The organism is Paenibacillus marchantiae, assembly GCF_028771845.1.
In the GTDB taxonomy this organism is placed as follows: Bacteria; Bacillota; Bacilli; order Paenibacillales; family Paenibacillaceae; genus Paenibacillus; species Paenibacillus marchantiae.
In genome coordinates, this window is sequence record NZ_CP118270.1 from 1,388,848 (window position 1) to 1,413,260 (window position 24,413).

Genomic DNA, 24,413 nt, shown 5'->3' on the forward strand with positions numbered 1-24,413 from the left:
AGATTTATGGTTGCAGTGGCAGTAAATGAAACCTTCATCCCCATATTCATGTATTATAGTACATATGAACTGATCGAAGGAGGAACGAATGATGGGAATCTTATCGAGGTTTAGGGACGTGATGAAAGCGAATATGAACCATGTGCTGGCTCGGGCGCAAGATCCGGAGAAGACGGTGAATGAATATATGCGGAGCTTGAGCAGTGATTTGGGTCAGGTGAAGGCAGAGACGGCTGCGGTTCTCTCGGATGAGAGCCGGGCGAAGAGGGCTTTGGACGAATGCAGTGCAGAGATTAAGAAATTACAGCGGTATGCAGAGAAATCTGCGGAGTCTGGTGATGAAGCCAAGGCACGTGGTTTTTTGGAAAAGAAGGCAGAGCAGGCTAAGAAACGGAATGAATTACAAGCTGCCTATGATCGGGCTTCGGCCAAAGCCAAAATGATGAAGCATATGCACGAGAAGCTGGTGGCGGATATGGGGCAATTGGAAGCTCGGCATACGGAGCTGAAGGGCAGAATGGCGGCTGCCAATGCGCAACAACAGGCCAATGAACGGAACGCCTCCGCCGCCAATGCGAATGCTGCTTTGAAGGCGATGGAAGACAAAGCGAATCAGGCACTTAATGAAGCTGAGGCTTTGGCTGAACTGCGTGCTGGGGCACAGGAAGATGATCTGGATGTGCTAATTGCGCAGTTGGAGCAGCAAATGAATGCCGATGCGGGTAATAATGCACAGGTGACGCCGAGTCCAGAGGAAGAGCTTGCAGCAATTCAGAAGAAATTGGAAGATAAATAACGATATATGATGTAATACATTTCGTTAAACATTGAGGTGAGCAAATGCCGGTAATCGAGTACAAGTGTCCCAACTGCGGCAGTGGAATGCTTTTTGATAGTGCAACTGGAGCGTTATCCTGCCCCAGCTGCGGACGACAGGATAATATCGAACAGATCCCCGATCCGCTGAAGAAACAGGTGTTCACGGAGAATGAGGTCAAGGAGTATCACTGTAACAGCTGCGGCGCGGATATTGTGACTGAGCCGGAGACAAGTGCAACGACATGCAGCTTCTGTGGAGCTGCCGTTGTTCTGAGTGATCGACTGACGGGAGATCTGGCACCGGCCATGGTCTTACCCTTTTCAATCAGTAAGGATGAGGCCAAGCAGGCGTTCAAAAAGTGGTGCAGAAACGGCTTGCTGACACCTAGTGGATTCATGACAGCTGATCGGGTCAAGAGCATTACCGGGATATATGTGCCTTTCTGGTTATATGAGTTACATAACAAAATCGAAGTTCATGGCCGTGGCACAAAAATTAGAACCTACACGCAGGGTGACTACCATTACACGGAAACGCAGCATTTCGATATTTACCGGAGAATCCGGCTGAATTATGTGAATCTGCCCATTGATGCATCGGAGAAAATGAAAGATGAACTGATGGATAAGCTGGAGCCATTTCCTTATAACCAGTTAAAGCTTTTCAAAACCCCGTATCTCGCCGGGTATATTGCGGAAAAATATAGTTATACGGATGAGGAGCTGTACCCACGCGCCAAGGAAAAAACGAGCTCTTATATCGATTCTTATATTGCATCAACGGTTTCGGGCTATAACAGTGTCAGTTACACAGATAAACAGATTGATACTACGTTAAAAAATGCAGACTATGTGCTGCTCCCGGTATGGATGGTTTACTATGACTACAATCGTTCGCAGTATACCTTTGCCATGAATGGTCAGACAGGTAAAGTGGTGGGTAAACCGCCTATTAGCAAAGCTAAAGTTGTCGGATGGTTCGCAGGAATTTCAGCCGTTTCTTTGTTGTCATTGAAACTGGTCTCCTGGATGATGGGAGGTGGATTCCTGTGAGGGAAAGAAAACATCTGGCATGGATGGCAACGCTCATTTTATTTGTGATTACTCTCGTGTCTCCATTGATTCCAATGTCAGTTGTATCGGCAGCAGACAGCAAGAACCTGATTTACGATGAAGCTAATCTGCTGAACGAGCAGGAGAAAAGTGAACTGAACGCATTGGCGAATGAGTATGGGGCGGAGAGGCAGACGGATTTTGTTATTTACACCTCAAATAATGAGGAGCAAAAGAGTGAAATACTGCTGACTGAGGATTTCTATGATGATCAGGGGCTTGGTTACGATAAGGCTCATGGCAATGCAGTTATTTTGACAATTGATATGTATAACCGGAAGATGTATCTTGCTGGTTTTTATAAAGGGAAAGAGTATATCGACAACGGCAGAGCAGATAAAATCACAGCTAAGATTGCGCCAGATGTAACGGACGGTAATTATAAACTGGCTTTTGAAAAGTATATCAAGCTGTCCTACGAATATATGGGAATTAGACCGGGAGTAAATCCTGATAATATCCTCTTCAATATTTGGTTCCAACTTGCTGCGTCAGTAGCGATTGGAGGTATTGCTGTTGGGGTAATGGCCTATCGTTCCGGTGGGCGAGTTACAGTCAATCGTGCTACTTATGAGGATTCAAGTACTTCCAGTGTGATCGATCGTCAGGATCGGTATATCCGTACTACCGTAACCAAACGCAAAATTGAGAAGAACAACAATAACGGTGGCGGAGGAGGAGGCGGGGGCGGAGGTACCAGCCGAGGCGGTCATTCACACAGTGGTAGCAGCAGATCTTTCTAAGATACGAAGTAAGACCAAATAGAAGGGATGGGAACGAGTATGGGATTTTTCAAAAATCAATTTTCGAATGTGGTGGAATGGGAAGAGTTCAGAGATGATATGATTTTCTGGAAGTGGAGTAACCGTGAGATCAAGAAGGGAAGTAAATTGATTATCCGTTCGGGGCAGGATGCGATCTTCCTGAATAACGGCAAGGTGGAAGGGATTTTTGAGGACGAAGGGTCGTTTAATATCGATTCCGAGATCATTCCGTTTCTGTCTACCTTAAAAGGCTTCAAATTCGGATTCAACAGCGGCATGCGGGTCGAAGTGCTGTTTGTGAATACGAAGGAGTTTACGGTTCGATGGGGTACGCAAAGTCCGGTATTGATTCCAACTCCTCAACTTCCAGGTGGAATGCCGGTTCGTGCGAATGGTACGTTTAATTTTAAAGTGAGTGACTATGTTACATTGATCGATAAAATCGCGGGTATCAAGCAGAGCTATCTGGTCGAGGATGTCAAAATCCGGATTACGTCTGTGCTGGATCAGTTGCTAATGAAATGGATTAGCCGTGAAGGTAAGGACATGTTCAACCTGCAGGCGAATGCCTCGGATATTGCCAAAGGTATTCAGGAAGATCTGGATATGCAAATGATGGACATCGGGATCGGAATCACAGGCTTCCAGGTGATGAGCTTCAATTATCCGCAGGAGATCCAGGATATGATTACGAAGACGGCTTCACATGAAATGATCGGCAATTTGCAAAAATATCAGCAGGTCAGCATGACGGATGGCATCTCATCCGGTAAAGTTAAGGGTGGCGGCGCTGCTTCGGATATGGCGGGCATGATGATGGGCATGAACATGGCAAATGAAATGATGAAGAATATGAATCAGAATCAGAACAACCAGAATCAGAATTCGGATCAAAAGCCTGCGGCTAATCAAAACAGCGATGCAGGTGCATCTTCTTCGTCTGGAGACAATAAAAAGCCGAACTTCTGTCCAAACTGTGGCGCCAAGAATGAAGGTGCAAACTTCTGTCCAAACTGTGGTCAGAAGTTGGGTTAACCTATATCTAAATATAAGAAGGGCTTACTCCAAGGTCAAACTTTGGAGTAGGCCCTTTTTTTCATTCTATTTTTAATGGTAGAAAACGGTTGACAACGGAGCATAAATCATTTATCCTTAAATTAAGATATTTAATTTGAATATAAATTACATCGAGAAAAGCAAATATCTTAATTCCGATTTACAAGGAGAGATCAAGATGATGATTCCAACATTGACCAGAATAAATGAACTTTCAAGAAAAGCCAACGCGGCAGGATTGACGGAGATGGAGAAAGCAGAACAAATTCGTCTGCGCCAGGAATATCTGCAAACCTTTCGCGGTTCGATCAACGATATTCTGCTGAATGTAACCATCTATGATCCGAACGGCGATGACGTCACTCCGGATAAACTGAAACAGGAACAGGCCCAACAAAATAATAACTGAATCAGCTCGGCTTAATATCTTAATTTAAAGATAATATACGACCATAAATATAAAAAAAGCACCTATTAGACGATCTACAAATAACCCTTCCCATACAAAATGATCTATAAACCTAGGAGGAAATGATGATGACCATTCAAACTGCAGGTATTCACCATATTACAGCTTTTGCGGGAGATCCGCAGGCTAATGTCGACTTTTATGCTGGTGTCTTGGGACTTCGGCTTGTGAAAAAAACAATCAACTTCGATGCACCTGATGTGTACCATCTGTATTTTGGGGATGAGAACGGAAGTCCAGGGACCATTATCACATTCTTCCCATCAGCCGGATCACCGCGAGGCAAAATTGGTGGCGGTCAGGTTGGCATCACCTCATATGTGATTCCGCCTGGGACTATTGGCTTCTGGCAGGATCGGCTGGAGCAGTATAACATTGAGGTAACCAAAACAAGTCGTTTTAAGGAAGAGCTGCTGCAATTCGAAGACAGTGAGGGCTTGCGTCTTGAACTGGTTGAACGTGAAGAGGGGCCAGCCAGTACCTGGGTGCATGAAAGCATTCCAGCGGACAAAGCCATCAAAGGATTTGGAGGTGCCGTGCTATTCAGCGTCAATCCGCAGAGAACGATGGATGCGCTGGACAAAATACTCGGATTCACCAAAGTAGACGAAGATGAGGAGTATGTACGATTCCGGTCCGTCGGAGATATCGGTAATGTCGTGGATGTTCCTGTCACCCGGATGGCTTTGGGGGCAGGCGGAGCAGGGACGGTCCACCATATTGCGTGGCGTGCCAAAGATTTTGCAGAGCACGAGCAGTGGAGAGAAGCTGTACAACAGTACGGCTATCAACCAACCCCAGTTCGGGATCGTCAATATTTTAACGCAATCTATTTCAGAGAAGCTGGCGGAATCTTGTTCGAAATTGCTACCGATCCTCCTGGATTTGCGAAAGATGAGCCTGCGGAGTCGCTTGGACAGAAACTCATGCTGCCTGAGTGGTTTGAGCCATATCGTGCCCAAATTGAAGGCAATTTGCAGCCGATCCAAGTAAGAACGTTAGAGCCTTCGCATTCTATGATGGCACGTTAAAGAAGGGCCAGAACAAGCAATCTTTTTGATATGAGTTCAACTAAAGGAGCATTGAAGGATGATGGAGAAAAAGGTTACCTGGCTGGAGCTGTTCTATGATTTGCTTTTTGTAGCAGCGGTCTCCAAAGCGGGACATGTCCTGCTGCATGCCGAACACGGCGTGATTTCCTTTGAATATCTGATGAAATTTGTTTTGATTTTTATTCCTGTCTGGTGGGCATGGGTCGGTCAGACCCTATTTATTAACCGTTATGGTCAGGACATTTTCATCCATCGAGTCTTTCTTATCCTTCAACTCCTGTCTGTTCTGGTGATGACGGCGAGTCTCTCGGTTGATTTTGATCAATACTATCTTCCTTTCTTTGCGGGTTATATCGGTTCGAGGGCATTGACTGCCATTCAATATTTTATGATTCATAATTCCAAAAGCGAACATCAACAAAAAGCCGCTCGTTATCTGGGTGTATGCTTCATCATCGGCATATTGATATCAACAGGTTCCCTGTTCTTTGATTCATGGCTGCGATATGCGATTTTGTACGTCGGAATTGCCGTGGATATCATTCTCCCGCTCATCGGACGCAAAAATCTGGTGAAGGTGCCGATACACACGCATCATTTATTGGAACGTTTCGCTCTGTTTACTCTCATCCTGCTCGGTGAGTCGGTCGTCAGTATCATTGCTGTGCTGCAAATGGATCACTGGGATGTACGATCTGTTCTGTTCGCGGCGTTTACATCCATATTCGTGATTGCGATGTGGTGGCAGTATTTTGATAATGTTGAGAAAAAGGTCAGCAAAGAGATCCAGACCGCCGGGCAAGCGATCATATACGGCCATCTGTTCATCTATATATCCATGAGCATGATTGCCGCTTCTATTCAACTGTTATACCTGGATGAACTCAATTATGGTTTCATGTTAGCCTTTGTTTTTGGTTCAGTTCTGCTGTATTTTCTGTCCACCTCGCTGGTGTTCCACCGATACAGGCATGCTCATCTGCGGTTACGTCCGCGTCACTTGGTGTTTATGCTGGGGATAATGGTCGCGTTTATCGTTGTGGATCTGATCTATCGGGTGCCTAATTATGCTATCGTGGGAGAGAACATGGTGTTCTTCCTTGTCTATGCCAAATTAACGACATAATGCATAGGTCGCACAAGAATAAAAGTCACGAACGAATGACGTTCGTGGCTTTTTTAGTTGGATAATCGTAAAATCATGTCCACTGTGAGAAAAAACGTTTAACCTGATTTATTTTCTACTATAGAATCTGTTAATATGAGACTAGATACAAGTGAATCTACCAGATTAACGAATATATATAGTGATTCGTGGGTATGGAGATGACAATCAGGAGGGAAATCATTGAGCACACATCAAATCGGAGTTCCATTGGAAGGGTTTGCAGAGTTTAGCCGCACGGTTGCCGCTGAAGGCGCAGTGCTTTTGAAGAATGAAGGACAGGCTCTTCCGATTCGTAAAGACGAAAACGTTTCAGTGTTTGGACGGATTCAAGTCAACTATTATCGCAGTGGTACAGGCTCAGGCGGCAGCGTTCATGTGGCGTATACAACCAATTTGCTGGATGGTCTGCGTAGCAAAAAAGGACTTACAGTTAATGAAGAATTGGCAGCTGTCTATGAAAAATGGATTGAAGAAAACCCGTTTGATGACGGTGGAAAAGTATGGGCAGCAGAGCCTTGGAATCAGAAAGAAATGCCTTTAACGGATGAAGTGGTATCCCAAGCCAGAAGTAAATCCAGCAAAGCAATCGTGGTGATTGGACGAACAGCAGGCGAAGATCAGGATAATGTGGATGCACCAGGCAGCTACCGGTTGACGGAAGATGAGAAAGCGATGCTGAAGCAGGTCACGAATCATTTTGAACAAACGATCGTCGTGTTGAATGTATCGAACATCATGGACATGAGCTGGTTGAATGATGAAAGTTACGTTCATCCGATCCAAAGTGTCATTTACTCGTGGCATGGCGGTATGGAGGGTGGTAATGCGATCGCCGATGTACTGGCCGGAGACGTTACACCAAGTGGTAAATTGACCGATACGATTGCGTATTCCATTGAAGATTATCCTTCCACAAGCAATTACGGGAATGAGTTTAAGAACCTTTATCAAGAAGATATCTACGTAGGCTACCGTTATTTCGAAACGTTTCGACCTGAAAAAGTACAATTTGAATTTGGATACGGCTTGTCCTATACCACGTTCACAACCAAGGCAGAAGACGCAAAATTGATCTCCCAAGACGGAGAAAATAGCATTAAGGTGAATGTAACCGTAACCAATACGGGCACGACCTATGCCGGTAAAGAAGTAGTGCAGATCTATTATGAAGCCCCACAAGGTCAATTAGGGAAACCTGCAAAAGCTCTGGTGGCATTCGGCAAAACGAATCTGCTTCAGCCGGGTGAGTCTCAGCGCCTGACCGTGAGCTTCCCTGTGGATTCCATGGCTTCCTATGATGATGCTGGCGTAACAGGACATGCATCGGCGTATGTACTTGAGCCAGGAACATATCGTTTGTACGTAGGAACCAGTGTCAAAAATGTGGAGCATGTCAGCATTGATGGCCAAGATGGCTACGTCGTAGAAACGATTCAACTCGTGGAACAGCTCCAGGAGGCAATGGCACCGACTGAAGGCTTTACGAGAATGAAGCCGGGAGCGCGCAAAGAAGACGGATCTTACGAGCTGATTTTTGCAGATGTACCGACGCGCCAAGTATCCATGGCTGAACGAATTGAACAATGCTTACCGCAAACGCTGGAGCAAACGGGCAATCAGGGCTACAAGCTGAGAGATGTGAAGGATGGCAAAGTCAGCCTGGAAGCATTTATTGCCCAACTGAGTGATCAGGATCTGGCAGCCATTGTAAGAGGCGAAGGTATGAGCAGCCCGCTCGTTACATCGGGTACAGCTTCCGCATTTGGCGGCGTGAGTGACAGTCTGTTCAATTACGGAATCCCTGTTGCATGTACTGCAGATGGTCCATCCGGTATTCGTATGGATAGCGGGGAGAAGGCTACACAAGTTTCCATTGGAACTTTGCTGGCCGCAACATGGAATGCAGAACTCGTCGAAGAGCTGTATGTGATGGAAGGTCAGGAATTGCTGAGAAATCAGGTGGATGCATTGCTCGGGCCTGGATTGAATATTCGCCGGAGTCCGATGAATGGACGTAACTTTGAGTATTTCTCAGAAGATCCGTTGATTTCTGGTGTATTTGCTGCTGCTTGCACAAAAGGAATCATGAAGGGTGGCTCTAATGCTACACTGAAACATTTCGCCTGCAACAATCAGGAGAAACATCGCAGTAAAGTGGATGCTGTTGTATCTGAACGTGCATTGCGTGAGATCTATCTGAAAGGGTTCGAGATTGCCGTGAAAGAAGGCGGTGCGAACTCGATCATGACCTCCTACAATCCGATTAATGGACATTGGGCGGCTTCGAACTACGATCTGAACACGACCATTCTTCGTGGGGAGTGGGGCTTCCAAGGTATCGTGATGACCGACTGGTGGGCTATTATGAACGATGGCGTTGAAGGTGGACCAGCAGATCGGAAAAACACCAACTGGATGGTTCGCGCTCAAAACGATCTGTACATGGTTGTACCTAACTATGGCGCAGAAATCAACGGCTGGGATGATAACACGATCGAATCTCTGGAAAATGGGACGTTGACACGCGGAGAGCTTCAGCGCTCGGCTATGAATATTTGTGAGTTCATCATGAATGCACCTGTCTTCTCCAGAAAACATGAGATTGTAGAGAATGTCGCTTCATTCCAAGCGAATGCTTCACTTTCCTCAGAGCAGGCACAAGCGCTGGCTGATAATGCACAGGTCAAACCCGTTGTGGGCGAACCTGTCTACATGAAAGTGGATGAAGCAGGTCAATATCGGATTATTGTACAGATTATGTCTCCTGAGCCGGAACTGGCTCAAAGTGCATGTAATGTGATTCTCAATGATCAATTGATGACGACCATTCAAACCAATGGTACTGAAGGTAAGTGGATCAGACAGAAACTTGTCAAAGTGGAGCTGGAAGCAGGCTTGTACGAATTGAAGCTGGACTTCACCAAACCGGGTCTGCAGATCGACTGGATCGAATTCAAACAAGTGTAACGCAGGATCGTCTGATCTGTTGTAACTGAACATGACGACTGTTATGATTGTGTTATGAGATCCGGAATTTCTGAACAATCTGGTCAGGAGTGTTGCGAAGGATGAGAAGGTATAATTTTTGGAGCCCCATTCTGCTAATTGCGGTTGCGCTGATTGTCAGAGGCCTGGTTACCAATCTGGGCGTTCTGTTCGGCATGTCGCATGATGCAGCAAGTAATATCGCAATTGTTGCCATGTTGATTGCTGCACTGATCATGTTTAATCGAATGACAAAGGCAAAGCGAAAATGAACATATAATATTCGATATCGATCAAGAGAGAGGCACCCTTAGGGGTGTCTTTTTTGTGTATTGACGTTTCATTCATAACGTCTTAGACTGTTTATGAATAAAACAATAACATTTTTATGATAACGAAAATAACAAATGTGATTACTCCAATGGCTAACCCATCATTTTCCGAAAGGAGACCCATTCATGAAGGTTATGGCGGCATGGTTTGCAGGCAAGCATGAAAAGGCAATGGATGTGGTGAGCAGGATGTGGGGACAGCAGGAGGGTTCGTGGATCGTTCCGCTGAGATTGGTAGAGTCTTCGTGGCACAGGGATCGAATTGCAATCAGGCAGCTGACTTTCAACGACAGATGAACATAATTAAGGACCGCTGGAGATGCTGTGCTCTGTCGGTCCTTTATGGCATTTGACGGAAAGCGGACAGAGAACCGGCATGAGAGGAGAGGAATCCAGTAAATACAACCGATTGGGTGAAGGCAGCAGCACAGGTCGTGCCATCAGAACGTCAGCTGAAATGGCAGGAGATGGAGTTCTATGCATTTATTCATTTTACCATGAATACGTTTACAGATCAGGAGTGGGGAACGGGAAATGAAGATCCCGATATCTTTAACCCTTCTCATCTGAGTGCCCGGCAATGGGTTCAGGCGTGCAAATCTGCCGGTATGACCGGATTAATTCTCACATGCAAGCATCACGACGGGTTTTGTTTGTGGCCAAGCCAGTACACGAAACATACGGTAGCCGCCAGCCCTTGGCGAAATGGTGCGGGTGATCTGGTGAAAGAAGTTGCCGATGCCTGCCGTGAAGGCGGGTTGAAGTTCGGTATCTATCTGTCTCCTTGGGACCGTCATGAAGCATCCTACGGAGATTCAGAGCGATACAACGAATTTTTCGAAAATCAGCTGCGTGAGCTGTTAACCCAATATGGTGAAATTTTCTGCGTGTGGTTCGACGGAGCTTGCGGAGAGGGGCCGAATGGGAAAAGGCAGGTCTACGATTGGGATTCCTATTATGCGCTGATCCGGGAGTTGCAGCCAGAGGCTGTAATCTCGGTATGTGGACCGGATGTTCGCTGGTGCGGCAATGAGGCAGGTCATACCCGGACTTCGGAATGGAGCGTCGTACCTGCCTACTTGCAAGATAATGAGAAGATCCAGGAGCAATCGCAGCAGGTGGATGATGGTGAGTTTGCCAGCAGAATTAATACACAGGATGCCGATTTGGGGAGTCGGGAAGTGATCCGGCAGCATGAGGGCAAGCTCATCTGGTATCCCGCAGAAGTGAATACATCCATCCGTCCGGGTTGGTTCTATCATGCAAGCGAGGACGATCAAGTCAAATCGCTGGAGGAACTGCTTGGCATCTATGATGGAGCGGTTGGCGGCAACGCCAATTTTCTACTAAACCTTCCACCAGATCGACGCGGCCTTATTCACGAACAGGATATTGAGCGGCTGCAGCAGCTCGGAGACTTTTTGCGCAGTACTTATCGACAAAGTCAGGCTGTTGGGGCGAGAATTCAGGCATCGGATACCATGGATGGAGTACATGCCGCTACCCAGGTATTGTGTGAAGAATCGGATATGTTCTGGTGCCCATCTGAAGGAACTGAACTGGCTTGGCTGGAAGTAGAGCTGCCGGAGGAAAAGCGGTTCGACCGAGTTGTTCTCATGGAGCATATCCGTTCAGGCCAACGAATTGAGCGGTTTACGCTGGAGGCAAAGGGTGAGGGTGGGGATTGGCAGGAGCTGTATCGCGGCACGATTGTTGGTCACAAACGAATCTGTAGTTTCGAACCTTTTACCGCCAGAACTATTCGTCTGACCATTCATGAATCCAGATGGTATCCAACGTTGTCCTGGCTGGGTGTATATCTGAGCAAACAAGAGGTGCATGAAGCTGGCGATTGAGCCGTAACATTTGTAGATAAGCCGATTTTGGATTCATCCCATGGAAAATAGAGTAGCAAACGATTATTGGTAATTGTATGATCTTATGGAAAAAGGTATATGTAAGGTAGAGCCACACACCAGCAGGAGAGGATGAGAGGATATGAAAGTAGGACTCAGCACATACAGTCTACAACAGGCACTGGATGCCAAGGAACTGACTGTACCCGACGCCATCCGTTACATCGCCGAGCAGGGCGGAGAACATGTGGAGATTGTTCCGATCGGGTACAGCCTGATCGACCAACCGGAATTAATTGACCAGATTCGAGAGGCTGCGCAAGACGTGGGAATTGATATTTCCAATTACGCAATAGGTGCCAACTTCGTTACAGGAGAAGGCCCGGATGCACTTGAAAATGAGATTGCTGCTGTCATGAAGCATGTGGATGTCGCTGCCGCACTTGGCGTTACGAGAATGCGCCATGATGTTGCGTTTCGTCCTGCACAGGAGGGCACTGTCGCTCAGTTTGAGGCGGATCTGCCTGTTCTGGTGAAGGCCTGTCAGCGAATTGCCGATTACGCAGCGAGTCACGGCATTACCACAAGTGTGGAGAATCATGGTTACTATGTGCAGTCCAGTGAGCGTGTCCGGCGGTTGGTGTATGAGACGGCACGAGAAAACTTCAAGACAACGTTGGATATCGGCAATTTCCTGTGTGTGGATGAAGACCCGGTTAGCGCTGTGAAAAACAACATTCCTTATGCATCCATGGTGCACGCCAAAGATTTCTATCGGAGACCTTCCTACCGTAATCCCGGAGAGGGCTGGTTCCAGACCGCACACGGCAATTACCTGCGCGGAGCGATTGTGGGTCACGGGGATATCGACATGCCGGAAGTATTCCGTGTGTTGAAGCAGTCCGGTTACGACGGATATATCTCTGTAGAATTCGAAGGTATGGAAAATTGCAAAACAGCATCCCGAATCGCGATGGATAACGTCCGCCGCTTCTGGGAGGAAGTATAAGCAGCTACTTACTACTATATAAGTGGAATCAATTTTTATATGTAAGGCTGAAGTAACAGAGGTGAAGTTTGGAACTGTAGGAGCGGTAGCGTCCGCCTTTGTCTGCGAATTTCAACTGCTGAGAGCAGTTGATACAAGAAATCTGTAGACAACAGCGGCCGAAAGTCCAAACATTCACCGTAGTTACGTTAAGCCGATTATCATATGTTTTGAATCAACTGATATGACCATCATTCAACTTATTATGGAGGGAAAATCCATGTCCAAACTTAAAATTGCCGTTATCGGTGCAGGTTCAATTTCCGATTTTCATTTACAAGCGTATGACAGTAATCCCGAAGTTGAAATATACGCTATATGCGACCTGAATGAAGCACGTGCCCAGGAAGCGGCGAAAAAATATAACGCTACCCATGTATTCACCGATTATAAGGAACTCCTGGCACTACCTGAAATCCATTCGGTCAGCATCTGTACCTGGAATGATACACATGCCGAGATCAGCATTGCTGCTCTGGATGCGGGTAAAAACGTACTTTGCGAGAAGCCGCTCTGTCAGACGGTAGAAGATGCGTTGGAAGTGGAGAAGGCTGTTCATCGCAGTGGAAAGCTGCTTCAAGTTGGCTTTGTACGCCGTTATAGCGACAATGCGCAGATCCTGAAGAAGTTCATTGATGAAGGTGAGCTGGGAGAGATCTACTATGCCAAGGCATCCTGTCTGCGGCGTTTGGGCAATCCGGGTGGATGGTTTGCAGATGTGGAGCGTTCTGGCGGGGGCCCGTTGATCGATATTGGCGTGCACATTATTGATATCTCCTGGTACCTAATGGGCAAACCGAAAGTGAAAACCGTCTCCGCGAATGTCTCCAATCGATTGGGTAACCGTGCCAATATCCGTAATCTATCTTTCTACCAGGCAGCGGATTATGATGCGAACAAAAACACCGTGGAGGATATGGCTAATGCGTTGATTCGTTTCGAGAACGGGGCAAGCCTGCTGGTGGATGTAAGCTTCACACTGCACGCGAAGCAGGATGAAACTTCGGTCAGACTCTATGGCGATAAAGGTGGCGCTGAACTGGAACCGGAAATTTCACTGATCGGTGAGAAATTCGATACCATTTTGAACATGACGCCACAGGTGGATTTCAAATCCCTTGATTTCGCAGGTTCTTTCCGTAATGAAGTCAATCATTTTATCGACAGTACCCAAGGGCGCAAAGAGACGCTAAGCCCCGTTGAGGATGGCGTTGAAATCATGAAAATCCTCTGTGCCATCTACGAGTCCGCACGAGAAGGACGCGAAATTTCACTGTAGATAGGGTGTTGCGATCCGAAAATGGCAACGCCACTCGAAGTAGTGAGGCACTGCAATCGAAATGACTGGGCTTAATATGTCTTTCTTAGTTGAACGAAATATTTACACAATAACGGAGAGGGCAGAACGAATCTGAAGAAGCGGAGCGCTCGCCTTTATCCCCGGATTTTCCCCTTAGGAAAGGGAATCGAAAAAATCTGGGGATAACAGCGATCGGAAGATTGTTTTGACCGCGCAGTGGTCCAGTGTAATGCTATTTATTCAGCGTATGACATCCAATCCAAAGGAGATGAACGGGATGAGCGAAACCAAAGATACGGTGCTGGAACAGGAAGAACAGGTCGTCGAAGCTGGGGTGCATAACTTTAGCAAAGAAGAGGAATGGGTGAAGCCTGAAGATCCGTTGCTGAATGAACGTCTGGAGTGGTTCAAGGATCAGAAGCTGGGGCTGATGATGCATTGGGGTCCCTATTCCCAACTTGGACTCGTGGAGTCCTGGGCGCTAAGTGATGAGGATGGCGATTGGTCGCGCAATGATATCGACTGGACTGACGACATGGAGCATTTCAAGCAAGAATACTTTGATCTCAACAAAACCTTCAATCCCATTCGCTTTCAGCCTGAAGAGTGGGCACAGATGGCCGCTGATAACGGGTTCAAATATTTCCTGTTCACCACCAAACATCATGATGGTTTCTGCATGTGGGATACACATACCACCGATTATCGCATCACGGGCAAGGATACTCCTTTTCACACTCATAAGTATGCGGACATTTGCCGGGCGCTTTTTGACGCTTTTCGTGCCAAGGGTCTTGGCATCTCGGCTTACTTCTCCAAAGCGGACTGGCATACGCCATACTACTGGACACCTGGCATGGAGCGGGGAAGCCATATGTGGCGTGGACCATCCTATGACCCGAAAGCGTATCCATGGCTGTGGGAGAAATTCGTGGAGTTCACGCATGAGCAAATTATGGAACTGCTGACCAACTACGGACGAATCGAATGTCTGTGGCTGGATGCAGGCTGGGTACGTGAAGGACGCCACGGTCAGGATATTCGATTAGGCGAAGTGGTGGAGCGGGCGCGTCAGACAACACAGCCGTGGCTCCTCGCAGCAGATCGCACAGTAGGTGGACCGTATGAGAATATCGTAACTCCAGAGCAGACCATCCCGGAGCATCCAATGAATATTCCTTGGGAGAGCTGTATCACGGTGGGCAATTCCTTTGCGTTTGGATATGATGATCAGTATAAATCAGCAAGACAGCTGGCGCATATTCTGCTTGAGGTAGTATCCAAGGGCGGTAATTTGGCGCTGAATGTGGGGCCACAACCGGACGGGCGTCTTCCAAAAGGGGCAGTGCGAAGCATTAAAGCCCTCGGAGAATGGATCGGTACTCACGGGGAGGGCATCTATGGTACGCGGATTTGCGGACCATACTTCACAGGAGAGTGGGCCTTTACACGTAAGGAAGATCTCAACGTATCGTATGCCTTCCGTCTGTACAGAAGCGAGAACGAGGCAGTACAATCACAGGTAATCATTCCATATATGGAAAAGGTGGAGCGAATTGAACTCGTCGGCACAGATGATGTGCTGTCATTCCAACGGACAGAAGATGGACTTGCTGTAGAGTTGCCGCAAGCGGTAGTTACAGAAGTAGCACCTATCACGCTGACGTTCAGATTGTTCACAAACCAATAAATCTATACTTCAAATCCCGGGGGACTTTTAAAGTCCCCCGGGATTTTTTGGGTTGGTGATTTTTGCGATATACCTATCCTAAAGGACGATTTTTCCTTGTCCGGCAAGGGTTTTGGGAATAAGGAGAGGTGGGAGAAAATTGCAAATTGATAAAAGAACACCGCTCAAGGTACTATCGATTTAAGAAAGCGTTACCTGACATTAATCTTCACACAGATGACGCTAATACAGAAAAATGAGTCAAAGAAAAGGATGTTTAAGGGATGTAAATGTAATGTATTATTACACTTAAGGTGTAGAAGGAGTGACGCGAATGAGTCGAGCTACGGAAAGCATACCTGCACTGGTGGAGCTCCAGCAAGGAAGGAATTACGCAGAACCTAAGCGACAGCATCCATTTATCAGAAGCCTCAAAAAGCATTGGGAGCTCTATCTACTGGTGCTTCCTCCCGTATTGTATCTATTGATCTTCAAGTACATTCCAATGGTCGGTGTACAGATTGCCTTCAAAGACTTCAGTGTCGTCAAAGGAATCTGGGGCAGCCCATGGGTTGGACTGAAACACTTTGAGGCCTTTTTTGAATCCCCGAACTTCTGGCTGCTGATCAAAAATACGATTGGGATCAGTTTCTACTCGTTACTCGCCGGATTTCCCATTCCGATCCTGCTGGCGCTTGCGCTGAATGAGATCCGAACAGGTTACTTTAAAAAGACCGTCCAGATGGTCACGTACGCTCCGCATTTTATCTCCACAGTCGTCATGGTATCCATTATCATTCTGATGCTGTCACCGCATGTGGGTGTTGTAGACAAGCTATTTACCTTCCTGGGTTTCCCGATGACCAACTTTATGGGCATTCCCGAATACTTCAAATCCATCTATGTGTGGTCGGGTGTCTGGCAAGGCATGGGCTATTCATCGATCATTTATATCGCGGCTCTCGCTGGGGTTGATCCATCCCTCTATGAGGCAGCGAAGATGGACGGCGCTTCAAGGCTCCGGAAAATTTGGCATATCGATCTTCCAACGCTCGTACCGGTCACCGTCATCATGCTGATTCTTAGCTTGGGCAGCATTATGGGCGTGGGCTTTGAAAAAATATATCTAATGCAGAATCCGCTCAACACGAGTGCATCGGAAGTCATCTCCACGTATGTGTACAAGGTCGGTCTGATCGGGGCCAACTTCAGCTTCTCCTCGGCGGTAGGATTGTTCAACTCCGTTATCAACCTGATTCTACTGGTTATCGTCAACGGCATTTCCCGCAAAGTATCCCAGAACAGCTTGTGGTAAAGGAGGAGCTCATCCATGTTCAACCTGATGAATCGTAACCGGATCAAGGACCCGCTCGGTGACCGTATCTTCATGACATTCAACTATATCTTTCTGTTCGCCATACTTCTAACAGTGTTTTACCCGCTCTTGTATATCATCAGTTCTTCGTTCAGCTCCTCACGTGCCGTTACATCCGGTCAGGTGTGGCTGTTCCCGGTAGACTTTAACATCAAGGCCTATATCTCCATTTTCAAAAGCCAGCAGCTCATGCTTGGTTTCTACAACACGATCATCTATACCGTTGTAGGCACATTTATCAATGTGGCGCTAACGGTCATGCTCGCGTATCCGCTATCGCGCAAGTCGTTTTACGGACGGGGTGCCATCATTATTTTCATGATGATCACGATGTTCTTTGATGGCGGTCTGATTCCAACCTATCTCTTGATGAAAGACCTTCATCTGCTGGATACACGCTGGGCGATGTGGCTGCCAGGGGCGCTCGCAGTGTTCCAAGTTATCGTAGCGAGAACCTTCTTCCAATCTTCCATCCCGGAAGAGCTGGGGGAGGCGGCGGAAATGGACGGATGTCGGGACATCCGGTATTTGATCAGCGTAGTTCTTCCGTTATCAAAGCCGATTCTGGCGGTCATGACCCTGATGTATGCGGTGGGCCACTGGAATGCGTACTTTGATGCCCTGATCTATCTTCGTTCCGAGAAGCTGTTCCCACTCCAGTATGTGCTGCGCAATCTGCTAATTCTAAACGCCGCAGACCCAGCAATGTTGGCCAATACGAGCCAGCAGCTAAGAGATCAGGGGTTCGAGCAGGTCCTGAAATACGCACTGATCGTAGTCGCCAGCATTCCCATTCTCATCATGTACCCGTTTGTGCAGAAGCACTTTGTTAAAGGGGTTATGGTTGGCTCTCTCAAAGGATGATCTTTGTCATCTGCGTCCGTTACGCCACTTGAAAGGAGGTGGGGGAACACTCCGGCTTCCGGCTTCCGGGATAAGGTTTAACACGAGTACGCAATCAGAATGTTATGCCGTTTTCAACAAAAAGGAGGAGTCAGATTGAAAAAATCTTGGATTTCGATGTTGTTTCTGGTCTTTGCTTCGATGGCTTTGTTGTCCGCATGTGGTTCATCCGAGGATGCAGGTACAGGGAGCGACGGTAGCGGGGAGAGCGGTGGCCCGGTAACGATGACCTTCTTTGCCCCACAAGGTAAAGCGTCCATGGAAGAAAATGAGTTCACCAAATTTATCGAAGACAAGTTCGATGTTACCCTGAAATGGGATCTGGCCCCGACGGACGCTCTGCAAGACCGCAGACAGTTGCTGCTGGCGAGTGGGGATTATCCCGAAGTGTTCCTCCATGGCAAGTTCACGACCTCAGACCTTCAAACGTACGGAAATCAGGGCGTGTTCCTCCCGCTGCAGGATCTGATCAAGCAGTACGGTCCGAACCTGTCCAAGATGATGGAGGAGAAGCCGTACTTCAAAGAAGCGGTAACTGCGCCGGATGGCAACATCTACGCTCTGCCGATTTTCAATGAATGTTACCACTGTACGTATGCACAGAAATACTGGATTAACACCGAGTGGCTGGACAATCTGGGTCTCAAAATGCCTACCACGACCGATGAACTCTACACGTTTCTGAAGGCGTTCAAGGAACAAGACCCGAATGGCAACGGCAAAGCTGATGAGATTCCACTCACGGGTGCACCCAACAAGTACGTGTGGAACGGCAACATCGATGCCTATTTAATGAACAGCTTTATCTATAATGACAACGATAAATATCTGATCGTGAATGATGGCAAGGTTGATTTTGCAGCGAATAAGGAAGAGTGGAAAAAAGGGCTGGAGTACATGCATAAGCTGTATGCAGAAGGCCTGATTGACCCGGCTTCCTTCACACAGAACGATCAGGCAATCGGGCAGTTGGGTAACAAGGAAGGTGATGAGGTGGTCGGCTCTATAACGACAGCGCTGGTCAGTTACCTCGTGAACACGTATGACAAAGATATCACCCGCCACCAGCACTGGGACATCGTGCCTCCGCTGAAAGGGCCGGATGGTGTGCAGACGACAGGTGCTACGCAAAGCGTAGGTGAGTTCGAGTTCGCCATCACCAATAAAGCGACCGAAGCACAACAGATCGCTGCGATCAAAATTGTAGATTATATGTTCAGTGAAGAAGGCGCTTTATATGCAGAGTACGGGCCGACCGAAGGCAAAGGCTGGAAGAAGGCGGATGCCGATGAGAAAAACATCAATGGTGAGCCTGCCAAATACAGCTACTACAACCTGCCTGAGCGTGACCCAAATGTTGTAGTCAACGAGAGTTGGTCACAGATCGGAGCACATGACTTGTCCAATACGTTCCGGAATCTTTTTGCAGAAGGTCAGAACCCACTGGAAGCGGAGGGTTACGGTACACGTCTAGCGCAAGCAACCAATGTATATGAACCTTATGCGCCAAAAGAAATCTATCCTGCGAACGTGTTTATCCGTCCAGAAGATACAGAAACCGCTGCGCAGCTCACGACGGCCGTCAAGGATTACGTGATGACCAATATGGCTCAATTCATTATCGGCAGCAAGAGCATTGATAAGGAATGGGACGCGTATGTGAAAGGTTTTGATGGTCTGGGACTCAGCAATTACCTTGAGATTTACCAGCGTGCGATTGAGAAGAATCAATAAAGATTAATGGATTCATGAATGAGGCTGTCCCGATGCCAACACAGGAATCGGGACGGTCTTCTCCTTTTGACAACCCCACTTCATTCGATATAATTTACTGAATATTTATGGAAACTTAGCGACCAGATTGGCGCGGTTGTCATTCTAACTTATGCAAAATGCTCATGCGTATAAACAGTGGTGGGGGGCCTCGGAGATGAACAACAGTTGGTTTAGACGTTTGCTGCTATCGTATTTGCCTGTTTTTTTTATCGTGACCACAATCCTGTTTATTATCTTCTTTCAGGTATTCAATGAACAGAACCGGAGAGAAGCACTCAAGGCCAATGAATTTCTGGCGTCACAGGTAACGCAATATTTGGACAATTCACTACGTTCCATTGACTTCAAGGTGCTGCGTGATATTTTGACCAATCCCAACCTGAAAAATTATTATTCGGTAACCGGAAGCGAGGATGTGTATGCCGGAATTCAAGCAGTCCAGGTTATTGATGAATTAAAAATAGAGTATCCGCTGATTGATTCCATATATCTGGTGAGATACAACGACGATACGGTATTCAGCAACGGCAAGGCAGTGCCGATTGAGGAATTCCCGGATGCAGCGTTTATTAAAGACAGTCGTGCTGCGGCAACGCAAAAGTGGGTGGGGGCGAGATCCTTTAAGGCATTCCCGACAGAGGAAGGAAAACAGGTCATTACACTCATTCGCGGTGTCGGAAACGGCACGGGTCTTGTGGTTGTTAACGTCGATCTGCCGACCTTGCAGAAATCCATCATGCAGATGTATGACCCTGAATTCACCTTCGTGAATATCTTCAATCGCTCGGGTGGCAATCTGTGGGACGGAGGAATTCAGGATGGAATTACAGCGGTTTCTCCCAAAACAGACTCAGGTGAAGTATTCTCCGAGTTTACATCCAGCTACAGCGGCTGGAAGGTACAGACGGGACTGAATAATGGCAAGATCGTCAAATTTGCCCTGAAATTTTATAATATCTGGTTTGTTTTTGCCGTTGCTGTTGTCCTGATTGGTGTGGTATGGGTGATCTATGTGACACGTAGAAATTACAAGCCCATCCAGCAGATTGTCACGTTGATTGAGACGGTGGCTTCGCAGAAACAGCCAGGGGCGGGTTATACGAAGGATAACGAGTTCCGTTTTATCCAGACTACGCTGGAGCGAATGATTGATCAAACCAAGCAATATCAGGAGGAGCATGAAGAGAACCTAATTTTGCAGAAGAAATATTTCTTTCAGGAGCTGCTGGAGGGTACGCGGGACTTTACTGGAAATGAACTGACAGCGGAGATGAGCAGGTTCAAGCTCCCGCAGTTAGAGGATCGATGGGCTGTAATGGTGGTGGAGATTGATCAGTATTCACGGTTCATGGAGGAGTACCACAATCAGGATCAATCCCTTCTGAAATTCGTGTTATCCAGCATTCTGCAGGAGAGTGCAAGGCACGAGGGCACCGAAGTGTGGGCAGAGTGGATATCGGATCAGCGTCTGTATGCCATACTCTGGATTCCCGAAATGGAGAAAGGTGAGGAAACCGAGCAGAGACTGCTCTCCGGTTATCTTGACAGGGTTGGGCAGTATTTGAACTTCACCGTAACCATTGGTATTGGAAGAGTGGCAGTGGATGTCCGTGGTCTGAGAGCTTCGCTGAAGGAGGCGGTGCATGCCTTGGAATACAAGGCTGTGCTCGGCATGAATCGGATCATTCCATGCGGGGAGGTACCGAGCTCAACCAATGATGTGTATGAGTTCCTGAAGACGATCTCTTTGCTGGTGCAGGCGATGCGACTCTCGGAAGATGTGTGGGAGAAGCATTTTGATCGCTTGTTCGAACAGATCCATGAATCCGTGCTCTCCCGCCAGGAGATTATGAATACGGTCCAATTGCTGTTCCAGCACTATAACCGGGAGTTCGCAGAACTTCCACGAGAGTATCAGGAGCGATGGGCATCTGTATTTACACCACTTCTTCCTAGGTTGGAAGGTTGGGAGACGTTGGATGATTTACGCGCGCTGTGCTGGGAGGGTTTCCGTGAGCTGGCTGATGAGATGCAGACGCTTCATTGCTCCAGAAAACATCGATCTCATATTCTTGAAATTCGCAAGTATATTGAACAGAACTACAACAACCCCGAGTTGTCGCTGAATTATCTAAGTGATCTATTTGATATCAATCCGAAATATTTAAGCAAGCTGTTTAAGGACGAAATTGGTGAGAAGTTCGTGGATCTTCTGATTAGTCACCGTATTGAGAAGGCGAAGCAGCTCATGCTGGAGACGGATAAGGCCATTCAGGAGATCAGTGAGGAAGTTGGGTATACGAATTACAATTCCTTCAATCGGGCGTTCAAGAATGTGGTGGGTGTAGCGCCTAGCGACTACCGAAAAGCCATGTGAGCCCATGCACCAGACTAAGCCGAACTCATAAGGAGAATGTGCATATGGACTATAAAGATGTTTCGCTTCCCATTCAGGAGCGGACCCAAGATCTGCTCGGACGGATGACCACGGAGGAGAAGATAGGACAGCTGATCCAGCCGATGGGGTGGAAGACTTATGTTAAGGAAGCAGATGGTACGGTTCAGGTTACAGATGAGTTTAAAAAGGACATCGCAGAGGGCGGGATTGGGTCGTTGTATGGAGCACTTCGTGCTGATCCCTGGACGGAAGTGACGCTGGAGACTGGCCTGACCCCTAGGCAAGGAGCTGTTGCCACTAATGAAATTCAGCGGTATGCCATGGAGAACTCCCGGCTGGGAATTCCCATTTTGTTCGGGGAAGAGTGTTCTCACGGGCATATGGCCATTGGGGCAACTGTATTCCCGGTGCCGTTAGCAATAGGAAGTGCTTGGAACACGGAATTGTACCGCAAGATGTGTGAAGCGACTGCTGTGGAGACTCGGAGCCAGGGAGGAGCGGCAACATATTCTCCTGTGCTTGATGTCGTACGGGACCCGAGATGGGGACGGACGGAGGAATGTTTTGCCGAAGATCCATACCTGATCGGTGAACTGGCGGTTGAAGCGATAAAAGGTTTACAGGGTGACCGGCTCGATTCTAATCGGACGATTGTGGCGACACTCAAACATTTTGCAGCCTATGGCAGCTCGGAGGGTGGGCGCAATGCTGCTCCGGTGCATATGGGACTGCGAGAGCTGCACGAGGTGGATCTGCTGCCGTTCAAGAAAGCAGTGGAAGCCGGAGCATGTTCTGTCATGACAGCGTATAACGAGATTGATGGTGTGCCTTGTACGTCGAGTTCGTATCTGCTGAATGATCTCCTGCGCGAGCAATGGGGGTTTGACGGATTTGTCATTACTGACTTTGGTGCAATTCAGATGCTCGTCAATGGACACAACACCGCGGAGAACGGGGAGCAGGCCGTCGCTCAGTCGCTTAAGGCAGGGGTGGATATGGGAATGTCCGGGTACATGTACCGTAAGCATCTCGGGCAGGCCCTGTCGCAAGGATTAATTGAAGAGCAGGATCTGGATACAGCGGTAAGGCGGGTGCTGGAGATGAAGTTCAGACTGGGCTTATTCGAACAACCTTTCGTTGATCCTGACTTTGCAGAGCAGGTGATCGGATGTGAAGAACATATTCAGCTGGCGAGAAAAGTCGCGCAAGAGGGAATCATTTTACTCAAAAATGAAGACAACACCCTTCCGCTCGGTAAAACAGGTACAAAACTGGCGGTCATTGGCCCAAATGCGAACCACGTCTACAACCAGCTTGGCGACTACACCTCGCCGCAGCCGAGAGGACAGATCGTTACGGTGCTGGATGGGATTACGCGCAAGCTTGGTGCTGACACCGGAAAGGTGCTGTACGCACCAGGCTGCCGGATCAAAGGGGATTCCAGAGAGGGCTTTGCGCAAGCGCTCGCCTGTGCTGAAGAAGCAGACACCATCATTATGGTGATGGGAGGGTCAAGTAGCCGGGATTTTGGCGAAGGGACCATTGATCTGCGGACGGGGGCATCCGTTGTTACGGATGATCCATGGAACGATATGGAGTGCGGCGAGGGGATAGACCGCTCGTCTCTGAACCTGATGGGTGTTCAATTGGAACTGGTGCAGGAAGTACATAAGCTGGGGAAACCGGTTATTGTCGTATATATTAACGGCCGGCCGATTGCTGAATCATGGATTGATGAGCATGCCCATGCCATTGTGGAAGCGTGGTATCCGGGGCAGGAGGGAGGCAACGCTATTGCAGATATTCTGTTCGGTGATGTGAATCCATCTGGTCGTCTTACCGTCTCCATTCCCAAGCATGTAGGTCAGCTTCCGGTCAGCTACAATGCCAAACGCACTCGGGGTAAGCGATATCTGGAGATCGATCTGGTACCACAATATCCGTTCGGCTTTGGGCTGAGTTATACAGAATTTAAGTACGAGAATGTAAGAGTTGTGCCGGAAGTGATCGGACCAGACGATGAAGCAGAGGTGCAGGTAGAGGTCACAAATACGGGAGTGGTTGCGGGAAATGAGGTGGTGCAGCTGTATATTACGGATGTATCGGCTTCGGTCACCCGAGCCGAAATTTCGCTGAAGGGTTTCCGTAAAATTCATCTAGAGCCGGGACAGACCCAGACGGTGACGTTCCCTGTGCAAAAAGAACATCTGGAGCTGATCGACTCCCGTCTTCAGCCTGTTCTGGAGCCGGGTGAATTCAAGCTGATGGTTGGTAGCAGCTCCAGAGACTGGGCTGCTTGTAGTTTACACATCCAGAAGGTGGGGGTGTAG

At 47.8% G+C, this 24,413-nt stretch carries 19 protein-coding genes; all 19 read left to right on the top strand.

Translation table 11 applies throughout. The annotated features are described in order from the left end of the window. Nucleotides 1–91 precede the first annotated feature (91 nt). The 19 genes from PTQ21_RS06315 to PTQ21_RS06405 all read left to right on the top strand — a co-directional run bounded on the left by PTQ21_RS06315 (nt 92) and on the right by PTQ21_RS06405 (nt 24,413). Nucleotides 92–796, top strand: a complete 705-nt coding sequence (locus tag PTQ21_RS06315) for a PspA/IM30 family protein (protein ID WP_274570454.1) — start codon at nt 92–94, stop codon at nt 794–796. A gap of 44 nt (nt 797–840) precedes the next feature. After that, nucleotides 841–1,872 carry a TFIIB-type zinc ribbon-containing protein gene (locus PTQ21_RS06320; protein ID WP_274569182.1) on the top strand — a complete coding sequence of 344 codons (1,032 nt, stop codon included), beginning with the start codon at nt 841–843 and terminating at the stop codon, nt 1,870–1,872. 23 nt (nt 1,873–1,895) lie between these two features. After that, a complete protein-coding gene (locus tag PTQ21_RS06325; RefSeq protein WP_090955414.1) occupies nt 1,896–2,675 on the top strand; it encodes a TPM domain-containing protein in 780 nt (259 codons plus the stop codon). Nucleotides 2,676–2,714: 39 nt separating this feature from the next. Beyond that, nucleotides 2,715–3,731 carry an SPFH domain-containing protein gene (locus PTQ21_RS06330; RefSeq protein WP_063566468.1) on the top strand — a complete coding sequence of 339 codons (1,017 nt, stop codon included), beginning with the start codon at nt 2,715–2,717 and terminating at the stop codon, nt 3,729–3,731. A 202-nt stretch (nt 3,732–3,933) separates the two neighbouring features. Further along, nucleotides 3,934–4,161 carry a DUF896 domain-containing protein gene (locus PTQ21_RS06335; protein WP_063566529.1) on the top strand — a complete coding sequence of 76 codons (228 nt, stop codon included), beginning with the start codon at nt 3,934–3,936 and terminating at the stop codon, nt 4,159–4,161. A 128-nt stretch (nt 4,162–4,289) separates the two neighbouring features. After that, nucleotides 4,290–5,252 carry a ring-cleaving dioxygenase gene (locus PTQ21_RS06340; RefSeq protein WP_274570455.1) on the top strand — a complete coding sequence of 321 codons (963 nt, stop codon included), beginning with the start codon at nt 4,290–4,292 and terminating at the stop codon, nt 5,250–5,252. A 58-nt stretch (nt 5,253–5,310) separates the two neighbouring features. Next, nucleotides 5,311–6,399, top strand: coding sequence for a low temperature requirement protein A (locus PTQ21_RS06345; RefSeq protein WP_269054590.1), 1,089 nt, complete (start codon nt 5,311–5,313; stop codon nt 6,397–6,399). A 222-nt stretch (nt 6,400–6,621) separates the two neighbouring features. Continuing rightward, nucleotides 6,622–9,408 (top strand): glycoside hydrolase family 3 C-terminal domain-containing protein, encoded by a 2,787-nt coding sequence (locus PTQ21_RS06350; protein WP_274569186.1) that lies wholly within the window; start codon nt 6,622–6,624, stop codon nt 9,406–9,408. A 101-nt stretch (nt 9,409–9,509) separates the two neighbouring features. After that, a complete protein-coding gene (locus PTQ21_RS06355) occupies nt 9,510–9,698 on the top strand; it encodes a hypothetical protein (RefSeq protein ID WP_024629467.1) in 189 nt (62 codons plus the stop codon). Between the two features lie 186 nt (nt 9,699–9,884). Beyond that, nucleotides 9,885–10,055: a hypothetical protein gene (locus tag PTQ21_RS06360; protein ID WP_161490621.1), complete on the top strand. Its 171-nt coding sequence runs from the start codon at nt 9,885–9,887 to the stop codon at nt 10,053–10,055. Between the two features lie 170 nt (nt 10,056–10,225). Then, nucleotides 10,226–11,614, top strand: a complete 1,389-nt coding sequence (locus tag PTQ21_RS06365; protein ID WP_274570456.1) for an alpha-L-fucosidase — start codon at nt 10,226–10,228, stop codon at nt 11,612–11,614. A gap of 142 nt (nt 11,615–11,756) precedes the next feature. Further along, a complete protein-coding gene (locus PTQ21_RS06370; RefSeq protein WP_274569189.1) occupies nt 11,757–12,623 on the top strand; it encodes a sugar phosphate isomerase/epimerase family protein in 867 nt (288 codons plus the stop codon). Between the two features lie 259 nt (nt 12,624–12,882). Then, nucleotides 12,883–13,941 carry a Gfo/Idh/MocA family protein gene (locus PTQ21_RS06375; RefSeq protein ID WP_063566462.1) on the top strand — a complete coding sequence of 353 codons (1,059 nt, stop codon included), beginning with the start codon at nt 12,883–12,885 and terminating at the stop codon, nt 13,939–13,941. A 298-nt stretch (nt 13,942–14,239) separates the two neighbouring features. Next, nucleotides 14,240–15,652 carry an alpha-L-fucosidase gene (locus PTQ21_RS06380; RefSeq protein WP_274569190.1) on the top strand — a complete coding sequence of 471 codons (1,413 nt, stop codon included), beginning with the start codon at nt 14,240–14,242 and terminating at the stop codon, nt 15,650–15,652. Between the two features lie 313 nt (nt 15,653–15,965). Then, nucleotides 15,966–16,946 carry an ABC transporter permease gene (locus PTQ21_RS06385; RefSeq protein WP_090811484.1) on the top strand — a complete coding sequence of 327 codons (981 nt, stop codon included), beginning with the start codon at nt 15,966–15,968 and terminating at the stop codon, nt 16,944–16,946. Between the two features lie 15 nt (nt 16,947–16,961). After that, complete coding sequence (locus tag PTQ21_RS06390; RefSeq protein ID WP_231952803.1) at nt 16,962–17,870, top strand: carbohydrate ABC transporter permease; 909 nt, start codon at nt 16,962–16,964, stop codon at nt 17,868–17,870. A gap of 135 nt (nt 17,871–18,005) precedes the next feature. After that, on the top strand, nt 18,006–19,643 hold the full coding sequence (locus PTQ21_RS06395) for a type 2 periplasmic-binding domain-containing protein (protein ID WP_274569193.1): 1,638 nt from the start codon (nt 18,006–18,008) through the stop codon (nt 19,641–19,643). 196 nt (nt 19,644–19,839) lie between these two features. Continuing rightward, on the top strand, nt 19,840–22,062 hold the full coding sequence (locus PTQ21_RS06400) for a helix-turn-helix domain-containing protein (protein WP_274569195.1): 2,223 nt from the start codon (nt 19,840–19,842) through the stop codon (nt 22,060–22,062). A 44-nt stretch (nt 22,063–22,106) separates the two neighbouring features. Then, nucleotides 22,107–24,413: a glycoside hydrolase family 3 N-terminal domain-containing protein gene (locus tag PTQ21_RS06405; protein ID WP_274569196.1), complete on the top strand. Its 2,307-nt coding sequence runs from the start codon at nt 22,107–22,109 to the stop codon at nt 24,411–24,413.

Excerpts from the sequence above, each read along its gene's own strand:
- PTQ21_RS06360 (WP_161490621.1), top strand. The coding sequence starts at position 9,885 with ATGAAGGTTATGGCGGCATGGTTTGCAGGCAAGCATGAAAAGGCAATG.
- PTQ21_RS06375 (WP_063566462.1), top strand. The coding sequence starts at position 12,883 with ATGTCCAAACTTAAAATTGCCGTTATCGGTGCAGGTTCAATTTCCGAT.
- PTQ21_RS06330 (WP_063566468.1), top strand. The coding sequence starts at position 2,715 with ATGGGATTTTTCAAAAATCAATTTTCGAATGTGGTGGAATGGGAAGAG.
- PTQ21_RS06345 (WP_269054590.1), top strand. The coding sequence starts at position 5,311 with ATGATGGAGAAAAAGGTTACCTGGCTGGAGCTGTTCTATGATTTGCTT.
- PTQ21_RS06380 (WP_274569190.1), top strand. The coding sequence starts at position 14,240 with ATGAGCGAAACCAAAGATACGGTGCTGGAACAGGAAGAACAGGTCGTC.
- PTQ21_RS06315 (WP_274570454.1), top strand. The coding sequence starts at position 92 with ATGGGAATCTTATCGAGGTTTAGGGACGTGATGAAAGCGAATATGAAC.
- PTQ21_RS06390 (WP_231952803.1), top strand. The coding sequence starts at position 16,962 with ATGTTCAACCTGATGAATCGTAACCGGATCAAGGACCCGCTCGGTGAC.
- PTQ21_RS06400 (WP_274569195.1), top strand. The coding sequence starts at position 19,840 with ATGAACAACAGTTGGTTTAGACGTTTGCTGCTATCGTATTTGCCTGTT.
- PTQ21_RS06335 (WP_063566529.1), top strand. The coding sequence starts at position 3,934 with ATGATTCCAACATTGACCAGAATAAATGAACTTTCAAGAAAAGCCAAC.
- PTQ21_RS06405 (WP_274569196.1), top strand. The coding sequence starts at position 22,107 with ATGGACTATAAAGATGTTTCGCTTCCCATTCAGGAGCGGACCCAAGAT.
- PTQ21_RS06320 (WP_274569182.1), top strand. The coding sequence starts at position 841 with ATGCCGGTAATCGAGTACAAGTGTCCCAACTGCGGCAGTGGAATGCTT.
- PTQ21_RS06385 (WP_090811484.1), top strand. The coding sequence starts at position 15,966 with ATGAGTCGAGCTACGGAAAGCATACCTGCACTGGTGGAGCTCCAGCAA.
- PTQ21_RS06370 (WP_274569189.1), top strand. The coding sequence starts at position 11,757 with ATGAAAGTAGGACTCAGCACATACAGTCTACAACAGGCACTGGATGCC.
- PTQ21_RS06325 (WP_090955414.1), top strand. The coding sequence starts at position 1,896 with ATGGCAACGCTCATTTTATTTGTGATTACTCTCGTGTCTCCATTGATT.
- PTQ21_RS06340 (WP_274570455.1), top strand. The coding sequence starts at position 4,290 with ATGACCATTCAAACTGCAGGTATTCACCATATTACAGCTTTTGCGGGA.
- PTQ21_RS06365 (WP_274570456.1), top strand. The coding sequence starts at position 10,226 with ATGGAGTTCTATGCATTTATTCATTTTACCATGAATACGTTTACAGAT.
- PTQ21_RS06355 (WP_024629467.1), top strand. The coding sequence starts at position 9,510 with ATGAGAAGGTATAATTTTTGGAGCCCCATTCTGCTAATTGCGGTTGCG.